General features: G+C 51.3%; 18 protein-coding genes and 1 pseudogene. 11 read left to right on the top strand and 8 right to left on the bottom strand.

From position 1 onward, the window contains the following. The first annotated feature begins 55 nt into the window (after window positions 1–55). The 3 genes from VRC33_RS11150 to VRC33_RS11140 all read left to right on the top strand — a co-directional run bounded on the left by VRC33_RS11150 (window position 56) and on the right by VRC33_RS11140 (window position 7,214). Window positions 56–892: an alpha/beta hydrolase gene (locus VRC33_RS11150; RefSeq protein WP_338563864.1), complete on the top strand. Its 837-nt coding sequence runs from the start codon at window positions 56–58 to the stop codon at window positions 890–892. 365 nt (window positions 893–1,257) lie between these two features. After that, window positions 1,258–1,644, top strand: a complete 387-nt coding sequence (locus VRC33_RS11145; protein ID WP_338564256.1) for a response regulator — start codon at window positions 1,258–1,260, stop codon at window positions 1,642–1,644. After that, on the top strand, window positions 1,641–7,214 hold the full coding sequence (locus VRC33_RS11140) for an AAA family ATPase (protein ID WP_338563859.1): 5,574 nt from the start codon (window positions 1,641–1,643) through the stop codon (window positions 7,212–7,214). Before VRC33_RS11145 ends, VRC33_RS11140 begins: the two co-directional genes overlap by 4 nt. 62 nt (window positions 7,215–7,276) lie before the next feature. On the opposite strand, the gene VRC33_RS11135 is transcribed toward VRC33_RS11140, so the two are convergent. Beyond that, complete coding sequence (locus VRC33_RS11135) at window positions 7,277–7,951, bottom strand: GntR family transcriptional regulator (protein WP_338563856.1); 675 nt, start codon at window positions 7,949–7,951, stop codon at window positions 7,277–7,279. Between the two features lie 114 nt (window positions 7,952–8,065). Here VRC33_RS11135 and VRC33_RS11130 point away from each other — a divergent pair, with 114 nt between their 5' ends. From VRC33_RS11130 to VRC33_RS11100, 7 genes are all read left to right on the top strand, one after another. Then, window positions 8,066–8,746 carry a DUF2848 domain-containing protein gene (locus VRC33_RS11130; RefSeq protein ID WP_338563853.1) on the top strand — a complete coding sequence of 227 codons (681 nt, stop codon included), beginning with the start codon at window positions 8,066–8,068 and terminating at the stop codon, window positions 8,744–8,746. Between the two features lie 11 nt (window positions 8,747–8,757). Next, entirely contained in the window at window positions 8,758–10,101 is a 1,344-nt protein-coding gene (locus VRC33_RS11125) for an amidase (RefSeq protein WP_338563850.1), read from the top strand. 2 nt (window positions 10,102–10,103) lie between these two features. Beyond that, window positions 10,104–10,739, top strand: coding sequence for a hypothetical protein (locus VRC33_RS11120; RefSeq protein WP_338563847.1), 636 nt, complete (start codon window positions 10,104–10,106; stop codon window positions 10,737–10,739). Then, window positions 10,732–12,045: an MFS transporter gene (locus VRC33_RS11115; RefSeq protein ID WP_338563845.1), complete on the top strand. Its 1,314-nt coding sequence runs from the start codon at window positions 10,732–10,734 to the stop codon at window positions 12,043–12,045. Before VRC33_RS11120 ends, VRC33_RS11115 begins: the two co-directional genes overlap by 8 nt. 240 nt (window positions 12,046–12,285) lie before the next feature. Next, complete coding sequence (locus VRC33_RS11110; RefSeq protein WP_338563844.1) at window positions 12,286–12,993, top strand: phage antirepressor KilAC domain-containing protein; 708 nt, start codon at window positions 12,286–12,288, stop codon at window positions 12,991–12,993. 357 nt (window positions 12,994–13,350) lie between these two features. Further along, window positions 13,351–14,052: a hypothetical protein gene (locus VRC33_RS11105; RefSeq protein ID WP_338563841.1), complete on the top strand. Its 702-nt coding sequence runs from the start codon at window positions 13,351–13,353 to the stop codon at window positions 14,050–14,052. Beyond that, window positions 14,049–14,480 (top strand): hypothetical protein, encoded by a 432-nt coding sequence (locus VRC33_RS11100; protein ID WP_338563838.1) that lies wholly within the window; start codon window positions 14,049–14,051, stop codon window positions 14,478–14,480. The genes VRC33_RS11105 and VRC33_RS11100 overlap by 4 nt, the downstream gene beginning before the upstream one ends. Window positions 14,481–14,857: 377 nt before the next feature. On the opposite strand, the pseudogene VRC33_RS11095 reads toward VRC33_RS11100, so the two are convergent. Beyond that, window positions 14,858–15,765: pseudogene (locus VRC33_RS11095) on the bottom strand (helix-turn-helix domain-containing protein). Window positions 15,766–15,969: 204 nt separating this feature from the next. Beyond that, entirely contained in the window at window positions 15,970–16,272 is a 303-nt protein-coding gene (locus VRC33_RS11090) for a hypothetical protein (protein ID WP_338563835.1), read from the bottom strand. A 1,118-nt stretch (window positions 16,273–17,390) separates the two neighbouring features. On the opposite strand from VRC33_RS11090, the gene VRC33_RS11085 reads away from it, so the two are divergent. Then, the gene (locus tag VRC33_RS11085) at window positions 17,391–18,677 is read left to right on the top strand and encodes a PAS domain-containing methyl-accepting chemotaxis protein (protein WP_338563832.1); all 1,287 of its coding nucleotides are present in this window, start codon (window positions 17,391–17,393) and stop codon (window positions 18,675–18,677) included. Window positions 18,678–18,721: 44 nt separating this feature from the next. Here the strand turns inward: VRC33_RS11085 and VRC33_RS11080 are convergent, their stop codons facing one another. From VRC33_RS11080 to VRC33_RS11060, 5 genes are all read right to left on the bottom strand, one after another. Further along, window positions 18,722–19,462, bottom strand: a complete 741-nt coding sequence (locus VRC33_RS11080) for an NADPH-dependent oxidoreductase (RefSeq protein ID WP_338563829.1) — start codon at window positions 19,460–19,462, stop codon at window positions 18,722–18,724. Window positions 19,463–19,791: 329 nt separating this feature from the next. Further along, window positions 19,792–20,472 (bottom strand): type 1 glutamine amidotransferase domain-containing protein, encoded by a 681-nt coding sequence (locus VRC33_RS11075; RefSeq protein ID WP_338563826.1) that lies wholly within the window; start codon window positions 20,470–20,472, stop codon window positions 19,792–19,794. 175 nt (window positions 20,473–20,647) lie between these two features. After that, complete coding sequence (locus VRC33_RS11070; protein WP_338563823.1) at window positions 20,648–21,253, bottom strand: TetR/AcrR family transcriptional regulator; 606 nt, start codon at window positions 21,251–21,253, stop codon at window positions 20,648–20,650. A 133-nt stretch (window positions 21,254–21,386) separates the two neighbouring features. Further along, window positions 21,387–22,379: a sugar phosphate isomerase/epimerase family protein gene (locus tag VRC33_RS11065; protein WP_338563821.1), complete on the bottom strand. Its 993-nt coding sequence runs from the start codon at window positions 22,377–22,379 to the stop codon at window positions 21,387–21,389. 178 nt (window positions 22,380–22,557) lie between these two features. Further along, window positions 22,558–23,667 (bottom strand): ABC transporter permease, encoded by a 1,110-nt coding sequence (locus VRC33_RS11060; protein WP_338563818.1) that lies wholly within the window; start codon window positions 23,665–23,667, stop codon window positions 22,558–22,560.

Here is a 23,667-nt window from a genome sequence, read left to right as displayed (position 1 = left end):
GATTCAGAAGTCTGAATGTAATCGAACGTTTCTCTCAACTGAAGGAGTCACTTCTATGGCATTTGTCACGACGAATGATGGCGTAAATATCTGGTACAAAGACTGGGGGCCGGTAGAGGCAGAGCCCCTTGTTTTCCACCACGGCTGGCCACTGAGTGCCGATGACTGGGACAACCAGATGCTGTTTTTCCTGGCAGAAGGTTTCCGTGTCATCGCCATTGACCGGCGCGGTCATGGCCGTTCGGATCAGGTCAGTGACGGGCATGATATGGACCATTACGCAGCGGATGTTTCAGCCGTAGTTGAACATCTGGATTTGTATAATGCAGTCCATATAGGGCACTCCACGGGAGGGGGCGAAGTTGCCCGTTATGTCGCCCGCTATGGACAACCCCAGGGTCGGGTGGCAAAAGCGGTGCTGATCAGCGCTGTACCGCCATTGATGGTGAAAACCGAAAACAATCCTGGCGGTACGCCGCTGGAGGTTTTTGACGGTTTTCGGGCGGGCCTGGCCGCAAACCGCGCCCAGTTCTACCTTGATGTCGCTTCCGGCCCCTTCTATGGCTTTAACCGGGAAGGGGCGAAGGTTTCTCAGGGCACCATCCAGAACTGGTGGCGGCAGGGAATGATCGGCAGTGCCAAAGCCCATTACGAAGGGATTAAAGCCTTTTCTGAAACCGATCAGACGGAAGATTTAAAGGCGATTACTGTGCCGACGCTGATCCTTCAGGGAGATGACGATCAGGTGGTTCCTTATAAGAATGCGGCTTTACTGCAGGATCAACTCCTGTCAGACAGCACGCTGAAGGTCTATCCTGGCTTTCCTCACGGCATGCACACCACCCATGCTGATGCGATCAATGAAGACCTGCTGGCCTTTATCCGCTCGTGAGTTAGTCGACATAAATTGATTGCGAAGGCGCAGAGAGAGTCAGGCTCACCCGGTCTGCCTCTCTCTGTTTTTCTCGCTGAAGAGAGTGCTCATTCGCGCAACCTCATTTATCGACCGTATACAGCACATCTGAACTATTTCCCCTCCTCGCTTTGCTATTATCGAGCGTGTAATCGGAAAACGCCTTGAACCGACATTTGACGCAGTGCCTGTACAGATAAACAGGTATACGCAGAGATAATAGTAAGGTTATAAAAAGTCCCATACACTGCGGTATGGGTGTGAATTCTTCTCCGCCTTCAGATAAAAAAGCCATAAGGAAAGCCGGCATGTTCGTGTCGGTACTATCTAAGGATAAAAACAGCATGCAGCTGCCCCAGTGCATTGTCATCGTCGATGACGAGCAGTCAATCCGTAGTGGGTTGAGTAATTTACTTCAGTCAGAAGGCTACTCAACTCTGACTTTCGAGTCAGCAGAAGCACTGCTTGATGACGAAACTGCGATGGCAAAGGCCGCGTTGTTTATCATTGATGTGGAACTGAAAGGGATCAGCGGTTTTCAGCTTTTCAGCCAGCTAACGCGGCGGCTTGAAAACCCACCGGGCATTATTATTTCAGGCAAGAGTGATGAACATATGCTCTGGTATGCAATAAGCCTTGGCGCCCTGGCTTTTATGCCAAAACCCATTGATATTGAAGCGTTATTTTCACATATCCAGACAAAACTCTGCCTGCGGGATAAGCAACTATGAAAACGACCTCTCCGGCACAGCCGTTATCGGATACCGAAGTCCTGCCGCTGGCAGACGGGCTGATGATAACGTCTCTGGTGAAGGTGGGGCATATCGAATGGTGCCAGTGCAAAGATCCCAATACGGGTGAGATATTCAACCTGGCGACCCCATCCAGCGAGAAATACCTTTTTCAGGTTACGCAGTTACTAAAAAATGAATATCAGTTGCGTGACAGGCTGACATCAGATTGGGCGGTGAAAGCCTGCGGGCAGGCATTGTACTTTGGGCGGTACGCTTTGCTCTATCCCGCATTTTCCTACCGGACATTGGTCGGGTTACTTGACCAGCCTCCTGCGCCGCTGGCTATTTACCTGAATAACGCCATCCAGCTTTGCGCAGTCGTAAGCTGTGCGCACCGGCAGGGGATTGTGCACGCGGACATCAAACCGGCGAATTTCTTTATTTTTGATGATGACAGCTGGCGTCTGCGTGGATTTGGTCTTTCATCATCAGGCGAAGCGACAGATGAGCAGCCAAGACCGCCAGCTATCAGCGGCACTCTGGCTTATATGTCGCCTGAACATACGACCCGTACGACCCGCCAGGTGACCTTTCAGAGTGATTTATACAGCCTCGGCATCGTTTTATACGAATTGCTGACCGGCAAACTGCCGTTCGGTGCGCCGGATGGCAGCCTTGCCGAGTGGGTCCATCATCACATCGCTTCTGAACCGGTTCCCCCACACATTATTCGGCCTGATGTGCCAGCCGTGGTGTCAGCCATTATTCTCAGGCTGTTATCTAAATCACCTGAGCAACGCTATCAGACGGCTGAAGGCCTTCAGGCCGATCTCCACCGGTGCCTGTCAACAATCACTGCGGAGGGTCAGATTGAGTTGTTTATACCCGGCTTGCAGGATACGCAGCAGACAGGGTTAAGCTCAGACCGTCTTTTTACTGAACATCCGCAGGCAGTCGACGTCCTGGCCGCTTTTGAAGAAACAAAACGTACCGGATCTCCTGCGTTAGTTGTTATCACTGGCGCACCAGGAACCGGCAAGTCATCTTTGATTGCTTCGTCGCTTAAATTACTTCAGCAGGAAAAATTGCTGGTGACGATGGTGAAAGCCGACCGGCACGCACCGGTATTACCCTACGCCGTGCTGATAACCGCTTTTCGCTCTCTGGTATTAACGCTTCTGGGTCTGCCCGCCAGTGACGTGGCGCGATGGCGCGCGCATTTCGGCAGGCTTCTGGGCGATTATGCAGGACTGGCGGCGCATTTTATCCCGGAAATGGCCGCACTGATGGAACAGAAGGCGCGCATACCGCCTGATGTTCACTCGCCGGATGCGCGCAAACAGTTTCACAACATGGCCTGCAATATGGCCCGGGCTTTCGTTATGCCGGGCCGGCCGCTGGTGATATTTATTGATGATATTCACTGGGCCGATCAGGCCAGTCTGGAATTGCTCCAGCATCTGTTGAGTCAGGGTGAAGAGATTCCGGTAATGTTAGTGGTTGCTCACAGAGATGTCGCCTCTCTTCCGGATGCGCTGACTGGAACGCAGCTGGAAAAACTTCATCAGTCAGCTTCCCGCACGGTGATGATCACTCCGGTTTCTCTCTCAGTAAAAAATATTGCATGCTGGTTAAGCGGGATCTTCCATGTAAAAAGGGCCTCCACGCTGGACCTGGCTCAGCTTATCCATGAAAAGACCGGCGGTAATCCGCTGTTCACTCAGGAGTTTTTCAGGCAGGCGGTTCAGGACGGGCTGATTAACCTGCAAACATACCCGGCGAAATGGAGCTATAACAGGGAGGCAATACAGCGTTGTCATTACGCTGAGAATGTTGCCAGCCGGATAGTACAACAGCTGGAAGGCATTCCCGGTGAGACGCGCATGCTGCTCAGCGATATGGCCTGCCTGGGGGGTTCTGGCGACATTGCTCTGCTTACCAACGTTCTGAACCTTGATGCTGATAACCTTCGCATCCTCTTATATCCCGCAGTGACCGGCAGGCTCATTACGCTGACAGCAGACAAATATGCTTTTACCCACGACAGGGTTCATGAGGCTGTTTTGATGTTGAACAGCTCAGGGGATAAAGACTGGCTTCATCTCCGGGCCGCATCAAGGCTTTCAGAGCAGGTAGCCGCAGAGTCGGGTAATGAAGCGCTGTTCAGAACCGTGCATCATCTTTCATCCATTACGGATGTCGGGCTAATCCGTCCGCAGGTCACTCACTATCGCGCACTGATCCTGCTTGCCTCACGCAGGGCAAAGAACACCGGAGATTACGCCTCTTCACTACGTTATATTCGGGTGGCTCATAAGTTTGACGTGGCTTTAAGCCGTAATGAAACCTTTGTTTTTCTTCTTGAAGAGGCCGAGTGCAGATTCCTTCAGGGAGAGTTGTGTGAAGCACTGGAGTTATGCAATCAACTCATCAGCGCGCCGGGGGAATTAACTGACAAAGCTGTAGCTGTCTGCCTGCTGGCTGAAATTCATATGCGGCAGTCCGATCATCAGCTGGCGCTGGAAACCGCCTTGTCCTGGCTTGCGGTCTTTGGGATCCAGCTTCAACAATTTCCTGAGAAGCAGGAGTGTGATGTCGCCAGGATCAGGTTGAAACAGCACGTCGGGAAAAATCCCTACAGCCGTTTCCGTTCTCTGCCTTTATTAGCCAGCCGCGAAACCGAAGCTGTAATGAACCTTCTGGCCAGTGCCAGTATGTTTGCCGCCTTTATCTGCCCCCGTCTGCATTTTATGATTATCTGTAAAATGCTTCATATCACCCTGGACGAGGGAGTGACCGGCGCTTCAACCTTTGCATTATCCTGGTATGGCGTGCTCTGCGGCGATCACTATGATGAGTACAGCCGGGGTTTTGCCAGTACGCTGCTGGCCAGAGAGCTGGTGTATAAACATGATTTTACGAGCTTCAAAGCCCGGACGTTGTTGCCTCTGGATCAGGTCAGTATCTGGACCATGCCGGTAACTTATGCCATCGACTGTGCCAAAGCGACGTTTGATGCCGCCGTGGCTAATGGCGATCGCACCTCTGCCTGCCTCGCTTTACGCCATCTGATCATGAATTACCTGACCCGTGGCGATCACCTGGAGGGTGTTCAGACCTCAATAGAGCGTGGCCTGGTCTATGTCCGAAAGTCTCAGTATCAGGATGTGGAAATCATCCTGCAGTTGCAGCGTGATTATGTCTCATTTCTCCGTACCCCTACGGCCACTGTGTTTTCAGGAACCCACTTCACGCCGCGTGCCATACAAATTGTCAGGCCGGAAGTCGCCGTTGAACCCATCTCGCTGATGCAGTTCTGGATGTGGCTCTACAAGGGCATGGCGCATTTCTTTGCGGGCGAGTACAGCTGTTCCGGCCTCTGTTTTGAGCAGGGGGCGCTGCTGACTGAAACCCTTCCGGGCCATGCTCACATGCTTGATTTCCACCTTTACAGCGCCCTCAGCATCACTGTCCCGCTGAAGCCCGGTGAATATACCGGGTCAAAGCGGCAGGCCGTACAGCGTCACTATGAAAAAATTGTGACCTGGACGACCGAAAATGTGAAAACCTTTGCCGATAAGGAAGCTTTACTGAGTGCTGAAATGCACCGGCTGGAGGGCAAGAGTGCACAGGCAGGGTCGCTGTATGAAGCGGCTATAACGCTTTCCCGTGAGGGGCAGTTTCACCCCATTAACGGTCTGGCGCATGAGCTTGCCGCTGCTTTTGCCCTCTCAAACGGGTTACGGGTTGCGGCAGAAGCCTATATCAAAGGGGCCATTCATGCCTGGGAGCGCTGGGGCGCAACGGCAAAAGTGCGGGACCTGGAATCAAAACATCCGCATCTTGTGATTTCAGGCGTGGGATTGCCCTTCACTACGATGTCATATGAACAGAATGCAGCCATCAGCGATTTAGAGAGCGTCATCCTTGCCGTTCGTGCACTGACTGAAGAGATCAACCTGGACCGGCTTATCAACACCTTGATGGTGATGCTGCTGGAAAGGGCTGGTGCCCAGCAATGTATGCTGATCCGCCTGCATGATGGCGGTACTCCTGAGATTGAAGCCAGCGCGATGACCACCTCCCAGGGTATCAAGGTTAAAATTGTCAATCAGACTCCCGTCGCCACTGATATGCCGCTGTCGCTGCTGTCTGCGGTGATCCGTACCGGACAGGAAATCCGCACCGGCAAGCCTGAAATATTCAGCCCGTTCAGTCAGGATCCTTATCTGGTGGCGTCGGGGGCTGCCGTTATGTGTGTCCCCATGTTCAAACAGGCCCGCATGACGGGCGTGCTGTATCTTGAGAACAGGTTAATGCCGGATGTGTTTACCGCTGAGCAATCGCGGGTGGTGTCAATGCTGGGGGCTCAGGCCGCCGTTTCGCTGGAAACAGCCCGGTTATATGCGAAGCTGCTGGATGAAAACAACCATCGCAGGCGGGTGGAGAAGCAGCTGCGTGCCAGTCAGACCTCCCTGATGCTCGGTGAGAAAATCAGCCATACCGGCACATGGCACTGGCATCTGGATACCGACGTTCAGCTTATCTCAGATGAGTACAAGCGCATCATGGGCCTGCCGGATGGACAGAACAGCACCTCAATGAGTGAATTCCTGACGCGAGTTCATCCTGATGATGTTTCCTGGCTGAAGGTACTGATAGAAACTAGCGTCAGAAAGGGCATCAGCATGCAGGCCGAGTTTCGTATCATCAGGGATGATGGCGAATGTCGCTATATCAAAGGCATTGGCGATCCGGTCGAGAGCTGGCCGGAACTGGCGGAATATTTCGGCACCTTATCGGATATCACCCCCGAACGTCAGGCTGAGGATGCCGTAAGGATTGCTCAGGCCGATTTGGCTCGCGTTTCCAGGGCTACAACCGTCGGGCAGCTTACTGCTTCGATTGCTCATGAAATCAATCAGCCGCTGATGTCGATAGTGGCCAACGCCGGGGCCAGTCTGCGCTGGTTGAAAAAGGATCCTGCCAATGTGGAAAAAGCCGCACTGAGCCTGAACGAAATACTCAGTGAGGGGAAAAGGGCCGGCGATATCATTCGTGGGCTACAGGGGCTGACCCGGAATAATACGGCAGAATTTGCCCCGGCAAACCTTCATCTGCTGGCCAGGGATATCCTGTCTCTTTCAAGGATGGAGCTTGAAAGAAGGGCGATTTCGCTGGAGTTAAATTTCCATGCAAAAAGTGACACCGTATTCTGTGAGCGGGTGCAAATCCAGCAGGTGCTGCTTAATCTGGTTCTCAATGCCATTGATGCGATGGATGAGAACGGGCAGGAGATGCGTATGCTGACGCTGTCATCTTCAAGTCCCGATAATGAAACGGTCCGCTTTGAAGTATCGGATACCGGTACCGGTCTTTCAGAAGAGGTTGTTGAAAAAATCTTTGATTCTTTCTACACCACTAAAGCGCAGGGAATGGGGATGGGGCTGACCATCAGTGCGGAGATCATCAGAAAGCATGGCGGTGAGCTGAAAGCAGAGAACAGAAAGGGGGCAGGGAGCACCTTCTGGTTTACGCTGCCGGTAGAAAAAACCGATCTGTTTTGATTCGCGGTGACAGGGCCGGGTTTCATCCGGCCATCCGCCACCCTGTTCTGTCCGCAGATTTCTCAGGTAGTCAGTAGCGCAGACTTGAACGACCTGATATGAGCACGCGCGGCTTCAGAAGCCTGTTCTGAGTTACCCTCTTCCAGCGCCCTGATAATGGCGTTGTGCTCCGCAATCACCTCATCCATATGCGTCACGCTCGACAGCGTGGTGGCCCAGAACCGCTGTGCCTGCGCATGGATGATGCTGAGAATATCGGAGAGTCGGCGATTGCCCGCGATGTCTGCCAGCACCTGATGAAACTCCCGGTCCAGCAGCATCATTTTTTCCCTGTCGCGAGCTTTGCCTGCCGCCGCAATATCCTGATTCAGACCCTGCAGTTGAGTAATGTGCTCCGCATTGACCTTCTGGCTGGCGAGCTGCACGCAAAGTGTCTCATTGACCAGGCGTACTTCAATCAACTCCAGCGCATCATCTATCGACAGCGGTGCCACCATCACCCCTTTGCGGGGGATAATCTGCAAAAGTCCTTCGGTGGCCAGCCGGTGAACAGCCTGGTTGACCGGTGTGCGGCCCATTTTCAGATCGTCCATCACCTGAGCGGTATTGAGATATTCACCCGGTTTATAGCGCAGGGTGATCAGCCGGTGCCTGAAAGCCAGATAGGCCTGATCGTTCAGGGATAACGTTCTTTCACGGCTGCGCAGGTTCACACCTTCGGTAATCGAATCATTCATCGCAACATTCCTTTTTTAGCTTCTGAGACATATTACACAAAAAGATGGCATGAAAATCGCTAGTTTAGAATTACTGTGAAATTTCACTGTAATTTTCAAGCGAGGAATCTCCCTATGCATCTTCAGTTCAATACAGACGCCAAAGCCACCACCACGCTGGATGTTGAGATAAATCATTTCGTGATCGCAGGCTGGGTAGGCCGGGATCAGGAAGCCGTGTTGCACCATATCAGGGAGCTGGAAGCGCTGGGTGTGCCCGCTCCGGGTGCAGTGCCTCTGTTTTATCGCGTGGCAACCAATCAAATCAGCCAGCAAAGCCAGCTGGAAGTCGTCGGTAACGAAACGTCTGGCGAAGCTGAACCCTTCGTATTCTTTCACGACGGAGAGTACTGGGTCTCACTTATCTCCGATCACACCGATCGGCATCTTGAAACCTTCAGCGTGGCTCTCTCCAAGCAGGCCTGCATCAAGCCGGTGGCTTCCGGCGCATGGCGCATGAGCGAGGTGACCGGGCACTGGGATGCACTCGAACTCACTTCCTGGATCAAAGAGCAGGGCGAGTGGGTGATCTATCAGCAGGGTACTCTGGCTTCACTTTTAACCCCGCCCGACTTGCTGGCCCGCTATTTAGGTGACGGCTCAGTGAAAGAAGGGTTTGCCATGTCCTGCGGCACCCTGGGGGCCATTGGTGGTATCCGTCCCTCCAGCGAATTCCGCATGGCGCTGCACGACCCGATTCTGGGCCGGACGCTCGAACATCATTACTGTACCGGCGCGCTGCCGGTCGTGGCATGAGGAACTGAGCGATGACCACACTATGGCAGGCAAGTCAGCAACTCCAGGCGGGAACATCCCGGCCTGATACCTTCACGGAAGCTGCCCTGAAGGCGGCCAGCGATCCTGCTGGTGAAAGCACACGAGTCTTCCTGCGCCGCTATGAGGAGCAGGCAAAAACTCAGGCTCAGCAGGCGGGATTGCGCTGGGCATTGAAGGAAGAACAAAGCCCAATCGATGGTCTCCCGATCAGCATAAAGGATCTCTTTGACGTTCAGGGTGAGGCGACCACCGCCGGTTCGCGTCTGTTGGCTGATGCGCCTTTAGCCACGGCTGACGCAAGCATGGTCGGAAGACTGAAGCAGGCAGGTGCCGCGATCGTTGGAAAAACCAATATGACCGAGTTCGCCTTTTCCGGATTAGGCATTAACCCACATTACGGAACGCCTGCTAATCCCTGGCGGCGCGAAGAGAAACGTATCCCTGGCGGTTCATCCTCAGGTGCGGCCGTAGCGGTTGCCGATGGTATGTGCCTGGGGGCTGTGGGGACTGATACAGGAGGTTCGGTCCGCATTCCAGCGGCACTGTGTGGTCTGACCGGCTTCAAACCTACTGCCAGTCGTATTGATCAGACAGGTACTCTGCCGTTGTCCGTATCACTCGACAGCATCGGCGTGATTGCACATGACGTCCGCAGCTGTTGGCTGCTCGACAGCATTATTGCCGGTTATCCTCTGGTGATTGAAGAACGCGACCTTAGTCAGGCGCGCTTTGCCATTCCGCAGACGCGCGTGCTGGACGATATGGATGAAGAGGTGACGCAGGCGTGGCAGGCAGCCATTGCCGTTTTACGCAATGCCGGTGCCACGCTGGTTGACCTGCCACTTCCTGAGCTGAACGAACTGAACGTGATGAATGCGCGCGGCGGCATCACGGCCTTTGAGGCCTGGCAGTGGCATCAGCGTAGCGCAGCCGAACGGCCGGATGCTTACGATCCGCAAGTGCTGGTGCGGGTGCAGCGCGGCAGCCTGCTGACCGAACAGGATGCCGCAGAGTTATATCAGCAACGTGCAGAGTGGCAACAGCGGGTTAATCAGACGCTGGCTGGTTTTGATGCGCTGCTGATGCCCACCGTGCCTCGTATCGCTCCCACTATTGAATCGCTTGAGGATCCACAGCGTTACATGGAGATCAACGCGCTGATGCTGCGTAACACCAGCGTCATCAACATGCTGGATGGCTGCGCCCTCTCTTTACCCTGCCATCAAAGCGGCACTGCGCCAGTTGGCCTGAGCCTTGCTTCCCTTCACGGTGATGATGCCCGCTTAGTCAGCTGGTCGCTTGCCGTAGAAACTGCCCTTAACCGGAGTAAATGAACATGACACAACCCCACGGCATGCTGTTTGTGGCGACCAATGTCGGCGCTGAAGACGAAGCGGATTTTAACCAGTGGTACGATCGTGAGCACGTTGAAGAGCGCGTGGCCATCACCGGCTTTTTAAGCGGTACGCGCTATCAGGCCGTCAGTGCAGAGCGTAAATACCTTGGCCTGTATGAGACAGAATCACTGGAAGCCTTCACCAGCGCGGATTATCACGCGGCGTTTACACGCCAGACGGAATGGTCGGTGAAGAACCTGCAGAAAATGATTAATCCGATGCGTCGGGTCTGCGCGGTGAGCCACCGTCAGGGTAAAGGTACCGGCAATCATCTGGCGGTCATTACCCTGAAAGAGCCAACAGATTTTACGGCGTTAACCGCTTGGCAGCATAGTGTCAGCCACACGGCTGGCTATATCGCCTCTTATCTTCTCACTCCGGACACCACTCTCAGCTCTCCACTGCCGATGGAGAAGGCTGAAAACCGCCAGATGCAGTCGATGCTGATTGTCAGCTGTAGCAGTGCAGCGTGCTGTGAAGAGCTGGCCTCTGCGGCTGCACAGACCCTGCAGGGCGTCGCTCAATGCTATTCATTCGGCTGGACACTGACCAAACAGGAGATGACTCATGGCTGATACCCACACCACTTTATCCGGAGCGGTTCGCGACAGGCGCACCAAATCAAAAACCGGTCGCCTCGCGGCGGCCAGCTCTATAGGCACCGCGCTGGAATGGTATGACTTCACGGTCTACAACATTATGGCGGCGCTGGTTTTCAACCATGTCTTCTTCCCAAGCTTCGATCCCCTGGTCGGAACCATACTGGCGTTCTCCACCTATGCCGTAGGTTATATCTCGCGCCCGCTGGGTGGTTTTGTATTTGGTCATCTTGGAGACGTTGCTGGTCGCAAGGCGGTGCTAATCATTACGCTGGTCATTATGGGCGTGACCACAGCCCTGATGGGCTTGCTGCCCGGCTATGCAACCTGGGGGATCTGGAGCCCGGTGCTGCTGGTGGCGCTGCGCTTTGTGCAGGGCATCGCGCTCGGCGGCGAATGGGCAGGAGCCGTTCTGCTGTCGATGGAGCATGGTGATGCGGATAAACGCGGGCGGAATGCCTCGTTTGCCCAGGTCGGCCCTTCATGCGGTACGCTGATCGGGACCGGCTTTATTACACTGGTGACAGTTTTGATGAGCGGGGAGCAATTTCAGGCGTGGGGCTGGCGCATTCCTTTCCTGCTGAGCCTGCTGCTGGTGTTGTTTGGTCTGTGGCTGCGCCGTGGCGTGGAAGAAACACCCACATTTCTGGCCATGCAGACGGCAGAGAAAACGACCCATACCCCATTAAAAGAGGTTTTCGTTAACTATCCTAAACAGCTGCTTATCGCTGGTGGCTCCCGCATTGGCTCAGATGTGCTGTATGCGCTGGTGGTGGTATTCACACTGACCTACGTGACGACCGTACTCCACTTACCGCGTCCCCTGGCTTTGATAGCGACCATGCTGGGTGCGATTGGTAACGCCATTACCGTGCCGATGTTTGGTGCGTTGTCTGACAAATGGGGTCGGCGTCCGGTCTATATTACCGGGGCGCTGCTGGCCATTGTCTGGTCGTTCGTCTTCTTTGTGCTGCTAGACAGTACGCAACCGGTATTGATTGTGCTGGCGGTGATTGGAGGCCTGTTGATTCATGCAATGATGTATGGCCCGCAGGCGGCTTTCGTCACCGAGCAATTCCCAAGCCACGTTCGTTATGCCGGTTCATCGCTGGCCTATACGCTGGCCGGGATTGTGGGGGGCGGGTTTGCTCCGCTGATTATCACCACGCTGTATAAAGAAATGGGCAGTACGCTGTGTGTGTCGCTGTATGTGACTCTGGCACTGCTGATCACGCTGTTTGCCGTGTGGAAAGCTAAAGAAACCGCGCATCGTCCGCTTTGACCCTGGATTTTGGCGAAGGATTGCCAAAACTTTCAGGGTAGCCGAAGTTCACAGTTCATATCCAACACCTCTCAACATTTCATCTGCCACGGTTCTTCTGCCACATCACAAATCCCATATCTCATATCCCGTAAAACCGTTACAACTTTGCTCAAATAAAATACTGGATATTTGAACAGGGGTTTGTATAATAATTCTACTGCCCGCTGGGTATTGGTAGAGTGAGTGAGGGGTGAACCCATGATGATTTCCACTGAAAGTCTTAAATCCCTGGAACAATCGGTCACAATGAGCAGCCGTGAATTGGCTCAGATGACCGGCATCACGCATGGAGAAGTGAAGCGGTTATTTAAAAGCCTGGAAACTGCTGGACGTCTGTCGCAACCCATCATCGTCAATGACTATGAGCGGGAAGGGGAGATGCGTCAGGAGTATCGTCTGAATAAACGTGACTCGTTGTTGGCAGTAGCTCGTTTATCACCTGGCTTTACCGTTGAAGTGCTGGACCGCTGGCAGGATCGCGAAAAAACCACGCACTTGCCTGACTTTACCAATCCGGCCGTAGCGGCACGCGCCTGGGCTGAACAGTTTGAACAGCGCCAGGCTGCTGAGCGTCAGCTTGCGCTCTCAGCCCCTAAGGTCGCTTTCTTCGACAGCTTTATTGAGGTTCAGGATTCACTGGGCTTTCGTGAGCTGTGCAAGATGATGAAAGTGAAGGAGCCTGAGTTTCGCCAGTTCCTGCTTGAGCGCAACATCATGTATCGCGCCAAAGGCACCCTGACACCGCAGAATTACCATCTGCAGGCCGGTTATTTCACGCTGCACTCTGGCGTTGGCGAAAACCGTCATACCTTTTCGCAGGCTCGCTTCACTTCAAAAGGGGTGAAATGGATCGCCAGCTTGTGGGCAGGGCACGTTTCAACGCAGCCTAAAGGCGCGGCGGCTTAACAGGGCATTGCGGCTCCACAGGCTGATAGCCGCATTGCGAATACTTGTTGTCTGGCATAAAAAGCCACATCCGGTCCTGACAATCGTCATTCGATATGCCAGGAAAGTGGGGAAACCTTCACTTTTGACAAAATAATCGATTACCGCTCTTATACAGGGCGGGCGAAGGCATGCATTCGGATGGATTTGAGCAATATGATCCAGTTCAATCATGATTGCAGTAATGAATCCTCTATTAATGTTTTATAATTAAAAATTAATGCAATCCCATGCTAAAGTAGCCTGGTTCTATATGGAGATTTACGGAAAACCCTGGTCCAGTACTTAATGGCCACTACCCAATGGAGGGGAACAAGGATGAGTATAAGAAGCGAAATAATTGATGGCAGCCGGGCGCCAGGGAGTAATTACGGATTAATATATACGGAAGTATTAGGTTGGGTGGATCTCGGACATGCCCAGGGCACAGACATACGCAATTTATGGGCGCAAATGCTGCGCGGTGAATCTCAAAGCGATTCAACTTATGATGTAACTTATAAACAATCAATGATTGGTCTCAAACATCGTCTGACGGTGGGTAAATCCCTCACCTGGCGACTAAAAAAAGGCCTGTCATATACTCAAAAGCAAAGCATTGCTCTAACCATGATGATAACAATAGCCCGACGGTTTGAAAATCTTCAAGGCTCTTTCCCTTTCAACTGGGCTACAGATAGCGGATTTAGTTGTGAGGATCTGGTATCGGACCTGCTCGGTTTTTACCGGGTTATGACGTGTATGAGCAACGTGTTTAGCTACCTTAAACCGGTGAGTAAAAAGGAAGCCTTAAAACGGTGGGACCATTACGGGAAAATAGGCTCTTGGAAAAATGAAACTTTCAAACCGCTTCTCTTCCCAGATCCGGATCATTATCCTAATGGCAGACCGTACTTTGGACAATTACCAAACTTCATGAGAAGGGTTACACCTTACAACAGATGGACATCTGAGGATGTCATTATTGTTGATCCTAATCGGGGATTTATTCGTTTTGGCAGGGGAGAACCACGGCCATGAAAAGGTTTCTAAAAAGTACACTTGCCATTTTAATGGTATGTGTAATTGGTCTTTTCTATGGCTTGGAATACCTCAAGATGGAATTCGCCGACGGTGCTGATTACTCGGAAATGGATAAACGAGAGTATGATTTTTATACCCCAGAATTGCTGAAAAATATGCCACGCGTGAGTAAAACCTATAACTTTCATTATAGTAATTTGTCTGGACCTAACGCTGCTCTGATTTATCAGTCAAACTTTTTTGGCATTAGGGATACCCGACAAATTGATATCTACCTGGAAAAAAACGGATTTAAAAAAGGTGGAACGTGCAACACCAGTGAAAATTGCTGGATTAGCAAGGACCCCAATCTAACCGTATCGGTAGAAGTTGAGGAAAGTCCGGACACCATCCGCGTCAAGATGATAGATAAGGTGGGATATTAACGAGAGTTTCACCGGAAGCCCCGACAGGCAGCAATGTCCGGAAGAGGCGAATTACAGCCTGTTAAATCACGATATAATATGGAATGATTGGCAGATATATGATTATCAAGGAAGCGAACTTTGAGGCATGAACTCAGGGTAGAGCCCGATGGATGCCAGACTTTTTGTCTGAAAGGTGCCCACGGAAATGCAGTAAGATCATTATTAGAGACTGGTGCAGAGCTTGTATGGGAAGTTGAGGCGGCCAGCCATTATGAAGCAATGACGCTTTACTATAAATATATGGACTGGGGTAAATATAAGACGTCCTTTCCTGAACAGGATTGTAAAACTTATTGTGAACGGGGTTGGGAATAAAGCCAGTTAACAATCCGGATTCAAGTGTCTTTCTGCTCAAAGATTTCTTTGATGCGGGTCTGTAAATCAAAAAAACGCTTTAAGCAAATCATCTTCATTAACCGCACGCTGTCGCTTTCTAGTCGGATTTTTCTTCGTACTCCTGCGACTTGGCCCGGTTCCGGCCGGAAGCGCCTGCGATCGCGTATTATCACGCTTGTCCTGCATTATTTTCACAACACCCAGCGCGTGGCCAAGCCGTTTATTGTCAACGATCGCGCTTTGGTCAACTTCGGAAAGCCGGTCATAGGCAGAGTAGGGAAGCACCACGCCGTGACTCCTGAGCTCAACGCGGCCATCCGGGTACTGCCAGGCATCCAGGTATTTACCCATCGCGCGGCGGCTGTCATCGTTATCCTCAAGCAGCAACAGCATTTTATCGTAGCGGACCGTCAGCGCTTTTGACACCTTACGCGGCTCGCGCCAGGTAAATATCTGGTTCAGGTTGTCGTCAGCATCGAGCGGCCGGTGCACGTCAAAATCGTGCCTCGGTGCCTTAGCAAAGCGGCGGTTATAGTCCGCCATAAACTCAGCGGCAAAGGTGTTAGCCACGTCAGGCGTACTGATGCCACGCAGCCTGAAACTGGTGTTGGCACAGATACCGGTGATGTTCAGCTCGTTCATCGCGCGTCCGAACTGTGTCTGACCGTCGCCGCCAGCCGCATTTTCATGGTAGCTGATAGTTGCTGGGCATGCCGCGCCGCCGGTCAGCCATGCCCAGCGGACCGTCTATACGATAGCGCTGAAGCAGACGGCGACATTGTCTGTTGGAAATACCAAGACGCTCAGCAGCGAGGTGGTTTGTCAGTCGCCGATCGACGACGTCCTGAATGACTATAAGTCGGTTAACTTCGTTCATCGTGAAAAACTCCACCTTAGAAGCCGCCATATCTAGTTCCTCAGCAGGTCCACCCGAAGCGGCCATGTTAGCTTAGCTCAAAGCGGACATTACTACTTTTCCTCTATAACCTTAGTTCGCATAATGTATATTATGTTAAATTGGATATCCTATAGCGCACTTAACATCAACCTAAGCTGTCACCTGCTGATCGCTGTCGTGTTTAGTAGTTTTGCCTGCGATCGATCCATAACATCATCTGAAGCCCTCCGTAAGATCGAACAACCACATCCCAAGGCGTCTTAGCTTTTGGATGAACTTTTCCATTAAGACTGCATAGCGTGGACGCGCTAGCGGTTTGACGCACGTTATTCCTTTTTGGCTCAGCGTTTGCCAGGCATCTAACCTCACCTGATAAACAAAATCGTTTTTTGCCAGATGCTGTAATGCCTTTATGCTGTGTTCATCTGAGCATTCTTTCAGGTCTGCTATCAGTTTCAGTCGTTTTTTAAAATCGCTTTTATCTTTCAAGATGGTTTCTACTTCATCTGATCGCACAGGCACTCCTCATATCGGGCGAAAAACCGGCATCGATACGTGAAAAACTTACGAATACTCCTGCACGCCATCACGCAGATTTTACGTAGCGACACCTGTTATAGATGTCTGTCTGACGCTTGTTCTAATTGTTAATTCCGTGACATGAAAAAACTTAGTCTATTATTACCGATGGTTTTTCATTCTCGGGTGACCAATAGCCACCCCTACCATGATAGGTTTAGCGCCCAATTAGGATGAGTAATTAAGGATCTTACATGCCGTTATGAAATTTATCAGCTAATTTGTATACGATATAGGCGATAACGAATCCAAGACATGATATGCCCGCCATAATATATCTGTAATTTGATTCAGACATGAAGATAAACCAGAATAACAATCCAAGTGTAGCGAGAATTATGCAGTCACTGATGCCTGCGATACCCCGTGCGACCAGTGTTTTTAATAGCTTCATTAAGGTCTGACCTGTTGAAAAATGTCCCTAAAAATATATTTGAACTTAACTTCACAATCTTTTTCTAGATCATTTCATATCCTTGTGACTGGACCCTATCATAACCCGACCTTATAAAATTCAAAAATGTGAATCCAATCAGTGCTGTATAAAAATCCAGTAAATCGAATTCGTGCTGACGATGGCTAAAATGAGTACAGGTTGCGCTACGTGAATTCTGATAATTAATCTGGGCATCACCCCTGCAGATTTCACGTAGCGATGGCAAAAAATGGTCTTAAATTTGCCGTCGGCGCCCTTTTCTCTCATCATCACTACGGCATATGCCGAAAATCGCGTCAACATTCCCGGTAAATCTGCCACACACATATCTTTTAAACATTCCCCTCAAACTTTCCGCTGCGGTGCCGATACCTGATTAAGACGGGGATTTTCAAGCCCCCAGACATTTTTCAAAACACCAGGTAAGTTACAGAGACAGTATCCCGGCATGCGTACTTCGGGCGTAAAGAGTCACGGTCCTCCGCCACATATGGTTGAAGGCTAAAGTGTCCTGCAGGGAAAAATTATGCGGCCCCATAAGGGTAACCGCGAAAATTCATTTGCGAAGGCCCGGCCCGCAAACGAGTCACAGAGATGGTGATATCTTCCTGAGGTTTATATGTTTGGTGTGAAAAAATCGAGTCTTTCCCTGCCCTTGTCCAAAGGCAGTAGCATTGTTAAGGACATCAATGCAATTAAACAGCATGTGGCATGGATTGAGTTTTTACCCGATGGAGAGATCCTCAGCGCCAATCAGCAGTTCCTGGAGGTTACCGGCTACTCTCTGAGTGAAATTCAGGGCAAGCATCACCGGATTTTCTGCAAACCCGAATACGTCCGATCTTCAAGCTACAACGCTTTCTGGCAGGCACTCGCGTCTGGCGAGTCGGTCACCGGTATCTTTGAACGCTTCAGCAAAAATCATCAGCGTTTTTACCTTAGCGCCACCTATTTTCCCGTCAGCGATGATAAAGGTAACGTTTACAAGGTGATCAAGGTGGCTACCGATATCACGGCGCGCCATCAGGAGCTGGAACATAAAGAAGCAGTCATTAACGCACTGGATCTCTCAATGGCGGTTATTGAGTTTACGCCTGACGGCAAAATCCTGACTGCGAACAACAATTTCCTCACCACGATGGGCTATGCGTTGTCTGACATCGTGGGTCAGCATCACCGTATTTTTTGCTATGAAAGCTTCTACAAAGATAAACCCGATTTCTGGCAAAAAATTGGTAAAGGTCAGCACTTTGTTGGCCGTTTTGAGCGCAAAACGGCGAGCGGAGAACGTATCTGGCTGGAAGCGAGCTATAACCCTGTTTATGACGCCGATGGCAAAGTGGGCAAGGTCATTAAGATCGCTTCTGATATCACCGCCCGCGTTGAAGCTGCAAAACGGGTAGCGGATATCGCTGTCACCACCTCAGAAGAAACATCGCAAATCACCCATAACGCCAACGAAGTGCTGGATGAAACCGTGCGTAACTCCGGGCTGGTTGCGATCCAGGTGAATGCGGCTACTGAAATTGGTGCGCAGCTCAATGCTTCGGCTAAAAGTATCAGCGAAGTGGTGGATACCATTAACGTCATTGCTGCTCAAACGAATATTCTGGCGCTGAATGCCGCAATCGAATCAGCCAGGGCGGGTGAAGCTGGACGAGGATTTAGCGTAGTGGCTGCCGAAGTGCGACGGCTTGCTGCTTCTACCGCCAGCGCCACGCAAAAGATCACTGCTGTGGTAGAAATAAACTCGACGCTGATTCAGCAAATGTATCAGCAACTGGATGCGGTAAAACAGATTGTGGTTAGCGAGCAGGATAAAATCTGCGATCTTTCGCGCAGCCTGAAAGAGATCAACAGCGGCGTACACCAGTTTGTCAGCGTTATTCACCGGCTGGACGTCTGATTAACCCGGAAAATGGGGAGCAACGTGGCTCCCCTTTTTTATAATTACTTATCCGTACCGAATCCCTGCTTTTTCAGCGCAGCCAGCACGTCTGGGAAATAGATCTTGCTGTAGTATCCGCTGACACTTTCACTCCAGCTTTCACCATCGTTGCGCCCGATGTCTTTCCAGTGCTGAACCATGACCTGATTATATTTTTCGATCTGATTTTCCAGGCCCTGGGTCTGGTAGGTTTCATTATGTCGGAAAGTTTCCATCGCCATGCGTGGTTTCATGTGCGAAGGTTGGTCAACATAGCCAATTACAACGCCAGCTACCGGGAAGGTTAATTGCGGCAAATCCAGCAGAGTAATCAACGCCTGCGGATCACGACGAATACCACCAATCGGTACAATCCCTAATCCTTCCGCGCGGGCTGCGGCCATCACCGACCCCAAAGCAATTCCGATATCTGTCGATCCGGAAACGATGCTTTCAATACTCTCATGTGCCAGTTGGGCCTTATCCACAGCCGACATGCCAACATAAGACTTATGCATATCGAGAACAAATGTAATAAAAACAGGTGCTTTGGCAATCCAGGGCTGGCCGCCAGCGATTTCAGAAATCTTTGCACGTTTCTCAGCACTACGAGTCACTATCACAGAAACCTGCTGAGAATTAACAGAGGTCGGCGCATGGTAAGCGGTACTGATGATGCGATCTAATACTTCATCCTCTACAGGCCGATCGCTGAAGCTACGTTCACTTTTATGGCTGATAAAATTTTTAATAACTGAATTCATGATTTCTCCTGTGATTAAGGGAAGACAATAACAAAAAGGCCGCTTCCAGACTTAACCGTATTTGCGGCAGTTAAAAAAGGAGACTTTTTGTTCTGTGCAGATAAAAGAGGAATGAGTGAAGAGGGATTTAATTTCGGATAAAATTTTATGAGGCATTTTGACATTCAAATTAACGCTGTGGCAGCATTCGGAATCCATCACTGCCTTAACATTCAAATTAACGCTGTGGCAGCGTTCGGAATTCATCACTGCCACATTGCTATTTATTACTTCCACATTGCTATTTATTACTGCCACATTGGCATTTATCACTGCCACATTGCTATCAGTTACTGAACAAACTGCTTAATAAGCAGCTCTGCAGTAGCGGCCGATGAACCTGGATTTTGTCCAGTGATCAACAAACCATCCTGTACGACATAGGAACTCCAGTCATCACCTTTAGAATAAATCCCACCTTTGGCAATAAGCTCGTCTTCAACCAGGAAAGGCACAACGTTTGTTAATCCTACAGCCTCTTCCTCGGAATTGGTAAAGCCAGTGACCTTCTTGCCTTCAACCAGCGGTCGGCCCGCCGGTGTTTTGACATGACGCAGTACGCCAGGCGCATGGCAGACCAGCGCAACGGGTTTATTAGCGGCAAGGAATGATTCAATAAGCGCGATGGAGTGTTTATCTTCAGCCAGATCCCAAAGCGGGCCATGGCCTCCTGGATAAAACACGGTGTCATAGTCAGCCTGAGAAATTGTGTCCAGGCGTACCGTATCGGCGAGCTGAGACAGAGCAGCGGTATCAGCTTCAAAGCGATGAGTCTGCTCTGTCTGGAAATCTGGCTCATTACTTTTTGGGTCCAGAGGCGGCTTACCGCCCTGCGGCGAAGCCAGGGTGATTTCTGCCCCGCTATCTTTAAACGCGTAATAAGGTGCAGCCAACTCCTCCAGCCAGAAACCCGTTTTACGGCCAGTATCGCCAAGTTGATCGTGAGAAGTCAGAATCATCAGAACTTTCATGTTGTATCTCCAGTAGAATGAAGCGAGCTATTAAGTAGACCAGTCGTATAGAAAATACCTAAATAAAAATTCAACAGTGTTCAGTGCCAGCTCAAACTCAGGGCGGTTCAATCCGACCAGTCGTCTTGATTTTAGTGCAAAAAATATCCCTGTGAGGGTTTACTGATTGCCCTGTCTACAGGGCAATATTGAGACTCTTTTTAGTCAGCAGCATGGCTGATTCAAAGGGGTCTTTATTGCGAACAATTTTCACCATCACGCTCGCGCCAAGCCAGAGCTGGTACAGGCTTTCTGCCACCCTCGCCGGCTTATCATCGATATGCAGTGACCCCTCCTTCACGCCTGATTCAATGCCCTGCGTCAGGCGCTGAATAATGGCAGAAGTCCCCGTTTTAAGCGTAAGCCGCATATTTTCGGAGAGGTCAGCCACTTCGGCTCCCAGCTTCACGGCGAGACATTTCCCCTGGCAATCGAGAAAAGATTGGGTGTCCTGCCACTGTTGCCAGTAATGCATCAACCGCTGCGCCATGGTGCGATCGGGTAAAGCCAGCGTAACGTCCAGTTCAGCCAGATAAGCGTCGAAATAGCTTTCAAGCATCGCCACGCCAAAGGCATCTTTGGAACCAAAGTAATGATAAAAAGATCCTTTGGGCACACCTGCATCACTCAAAATTTCATTGAGTCCAACTGCCGAATATCCTTTGCTCGCCATAATACGCTGGCCCGTAGCCAGGATATGCTCGCGGATATTATTTCTGTGTGAGTGAGTAGATGTGGTCATGCATTGAAGATAGCCCCAATTAGACCGACCGTCTAGGATAATTTAAAATAAATTAAAAAAATCAGCCCTGCTCCCTGTCCCACCTCCAGAAAAGGATCCGCAGATCCTTTTCTGGCACGATCGGCGATCTCCCCTATTCTTCTTCAATTGAGGAGAGCAACGCGTTCTGAATAATGCGCTGCGCCTGCATGGCATCCTGACGATGCTGTGCCGCCTGCAGTGCCGGGATATCCAGCTTATCCAGGGCGCGATAGATATGCTTCAGGAAACGAATCGACAGGCGTGCCGCCTCAACGTTATCTTCGCGGAACGGGAACTGATCCAGTTGCCAGACGCCATCCCAGTTATTGATCTTCAGTACATAGAAGAATTCAAAGATCTCCGTCATATGTACAGTGCCGACCACCAGGTCATCATCCCAACCGCGCAGGTTATCGTTCACGTCCATTCCAAACAGACGACCACGATCGATGATCAACTGGGCAGAATCCGCCGGGGATTCTCCGCCAAACAGCGCATGACCAAAGTCCAGCAGCACGCCGACATTATCCAGACCGATCTCTTCGATACCCAGCAATGTGCGTGCCGCTGAATCCCAGGTCATTTTTACCCGTGGCTCACGAGGCTTGTACTCAATAGCAAACTTCACATCCGGGTTAGCTGCCGCCAGTTCGCGCATACCGTCAACCGCCAGTTTCCACAGCTGTTTATGATCCACCTGGAAGGGATAATCCCAGCCATCCTGACCCGGCCAGACTTTGACATAGCTCGCCCCCAGCTCCCTGACCACCTGCGCCGCTTCGTTCATCAGCTTCATTGCCTCCTCCCTGGCGACAGGATCGGGGTTGGTAAAGGCACCGCGTGACCATTTGCGCAGATAGATCTCCGGCGTGATGCCAATGGCCTGCAAGCCAGCCTCCTTCAGCGCCTCCCTGACCTGATCTAACGTAACGCCCGGCGAGAACGGATAGGGAATATCCACAAAGGAGAGGTCTCCCACCTTTTTTGCTTCCTGAATCTGTTCCAGCGTGCTCAACGGCGGACCGTAACCGTCTACCGCGTAACGGTCAATGTAGTTGGCAAAATGCCACAGGCCAGCACCAAATTTGGGATAGTTATAGGTCATTTCTCTTTCTCCATGCTGAACGACGTAAGAGTGCACGCGGCTGCGTGAGATAAGATGTTTTGAGCAAATCTGATTGCTGGCAGAGAGGTACACCAGCCTCATCATCTCGCTTTTGAATTTAAAATTATTAGTGAATATATATTCACAAGGGGTGTGAAAAGTCCCGGTTTTGTCCTGTTCAGCCGCTGCGGCTGGCACCCTCTTCCTGAATCAACGCCTTCTGGGCAACCACTGCCGCCTTCTGCTGCATCCGGTTCTGCATCTGGTCGATAATGACGGCGATAATGATCACTATGCCTTTTATCACCATCTGCCAGAATTCACTGACGCCCATCATAATCAGTCCGTCAGCAAGGAAGCCGATAACGAACGCCCCAATCAGCGTGCCCAGAATGGTCCCGCGTCCACCAGCCAGTGAGGTTCCTCCCAGCACTACGGCAGCAATAGCGTTCATCTCGAATGAGGTACCGTTGGCTGGATGGCTCGCCACCAGCTGCGAGGAGACCACAATCCCGGCGATCGCGGCGCAGAATCCAGAGAGCGCATAGACCATGATTTTGACCCGCTTCACCCGTACCCCGGAGAGCTCCGCTGCCCGTTCATTGTCACCAATGGAGTAAACATGGCGGCCAAACGGCAAACGCTGCGCGATATAGGCGATGACCAGCGCCAGCACAATCATCATCCAGATGGCATAAGGCAGGCCGAGAAAATAGCCTGCGCCAATCTCATCAAAACCGGTATTCCCTAACTGGGGATTACCCTGCAATCCTGGAAAAGTTTCGCCGCCCGAGGTCAGCATGGCCGCCCCGCGCAGGATATACATAGTGCCCAGAGTGCAGATAAAAGGCGCGACGTTGTAGCGAGTGATTATCCAGCCGTTACCTGCCCCTATAAGCGCCCCCACCAGCAGCACCAGCGGGACGATAACCCAGACGCTGGGGAAGATGGCGATGCCAAACATCGGCAGAACGATGCCTTTGGTAATCAGCCAGCCTGCAATCATGCCGCACAGCCCCAGCGTGGCCCCGATGGAGAGATCGATTCCCGCAGTGATGATCACAAAGGTAATACCCAGCGCCAGGAAAGCATTGATTGCAATATGTTTAATCATGATCACCATACTGCCGACCGCGAGAAAATCCGGCACGGTGATGGCAAAGAAGCCGACAATCAGAATCAGCGCGATAAAGGTGCGCATTTTTAATAACAGCAGAAGCAGGCTTTCCCGTGAATTAAAGGCTTTTACTGGCACGATGCCTGGCGTGGCCGTGTGGCTGTTTTTCAT

This window comes from Erwinia sp. E_sp_B01_1, assembly GCF_036865545.1.
GTDB lineage: Bacteria > Pseudomonadota > Gammaproteobacteria > Enterobacterales > Enterobacteriaceae > Erwinia.
Note: the sequence above shows the minus strand (reverse complement) of the source record. Positions and strands in the feature narration are given on the sequence as shown.

Bases quoted from the DNA above. Each gene is read 5' to 3' on its own strand.
- VRC33_RS11115 (WP_338563845.1), top strand. From the start codon at position 10,732: ATGGCTGATACCCACACCACTTTATCCGGAGCGGTTCGCGACAGGCGC.
- VRC33_RS11150 (WP_338563864.1), top strand. From the start codon at position 56: ATGGCATTTGTCACGACGAATGATGGCGTAAATATCTGGTACAAAGAC.
- VRC33_RS11080 (WP_338563829.1), bottom strand. From the start codon at position 19,462: ATGAATTCAGTTATTAAAAATTTTATCAGCCATAAAAGTGAACGTAGC.
- VRC33_RS11065 (WP_338563821.1), bottom strand. From the start codon at position 22,379: ATGACCTATAACTATCCCAAATTTGGTGCTGGCCTGTGGCATTTTGCC.
- VRC33_RS11145 (WP_338564256.1), top strand. From the start codon at position 1,258: ATGCAGCTGCCCCAGTGCATTGTCATCGTCGATGACGAGCAGTCAATC.
- VRC33_RS11060 (WP_338563818.1), bottom strand. From the start codon at position 23,667: ATGAAAAACAGCCACACGGCCACGCCAGGCATCGTGCCAGTAAAAGCC.
- VRC33_RS11110 (WP_338563844.1), top strand. From the start codon at position 12,286: ATGATGATTTCCACTGAAAGTCTTAAATCCCTGGAACAATCGGTCACA.
- VRC33_RS11140 (WP_338563859.1), top strand. From the start codon at position 1,641: ATGAAAACGACCTCTCCGGCACAGCCGTTATCGGATACCGAAGTCCTG.
- VRC33_RS11125 (WP_338563850.1), top strand. From the start codon at position 8,758: ATGACCACACTATGGCAGGCAAGTCAGCAACTCCAGGCGGGAACATCC.
- VRC33_RS11075 (WP_338563826.1), bottom strand. From the start codon at position 20,472: ATGAAAGTTCTGATGATTCTGACTTCTCACGATCAACTTGGCGATACT.
- VRC33_RS11105 (WP_338563841.1), top strand. From the start codon at position 13,351: ATGAGTATAAGAAGCGAAATAATTGATGGCAGCCGGGCGCCAGGGAGT.
- VRC33_RS11135 (WP_338563856.1), bottom strand. From the start codon at position 7,951: ATGAATGATTCGATTACCGAAGGTGTGAACCTGCGCAGCCGTGAAAGA.
- VRC33_RS11120 (WP_338563847.1), top strand. From the start codon at position 10,104: ATGACACAACCCCACGGCATGCTGTTTGTGGCGACCAATGTCGGCGCT.
- VRC33_RS11085 (WP_338563832.1), top strand. From the start codon at position 17,391: ATGTTTGGTGTGAAAAAATCGAGTCTTTCCCTGCCCTTGTCCAAAGGC.
- VRC33_RS11070 (WP_338563823.1), bottom strand. From the start codon at position 21,253: ATGACCACATCTACTCACTCACACAGAAATAATATCCGCGAGCATATC.
- VRC33_RS11100 (WP_338563838.1), top strand. From the start codon at position 14,049: ATGAAAAGGTTTCTAAAAAGTACACTTGCCATTTTAATGGTATGTGTA.
- VRC33_RS11130 (WP_338563853.1), top strand. From the start codon at position 8,066: ATGCATCTTCAGTTCAATACAGACGCCAAAGCCACCACCACGCTGGAT.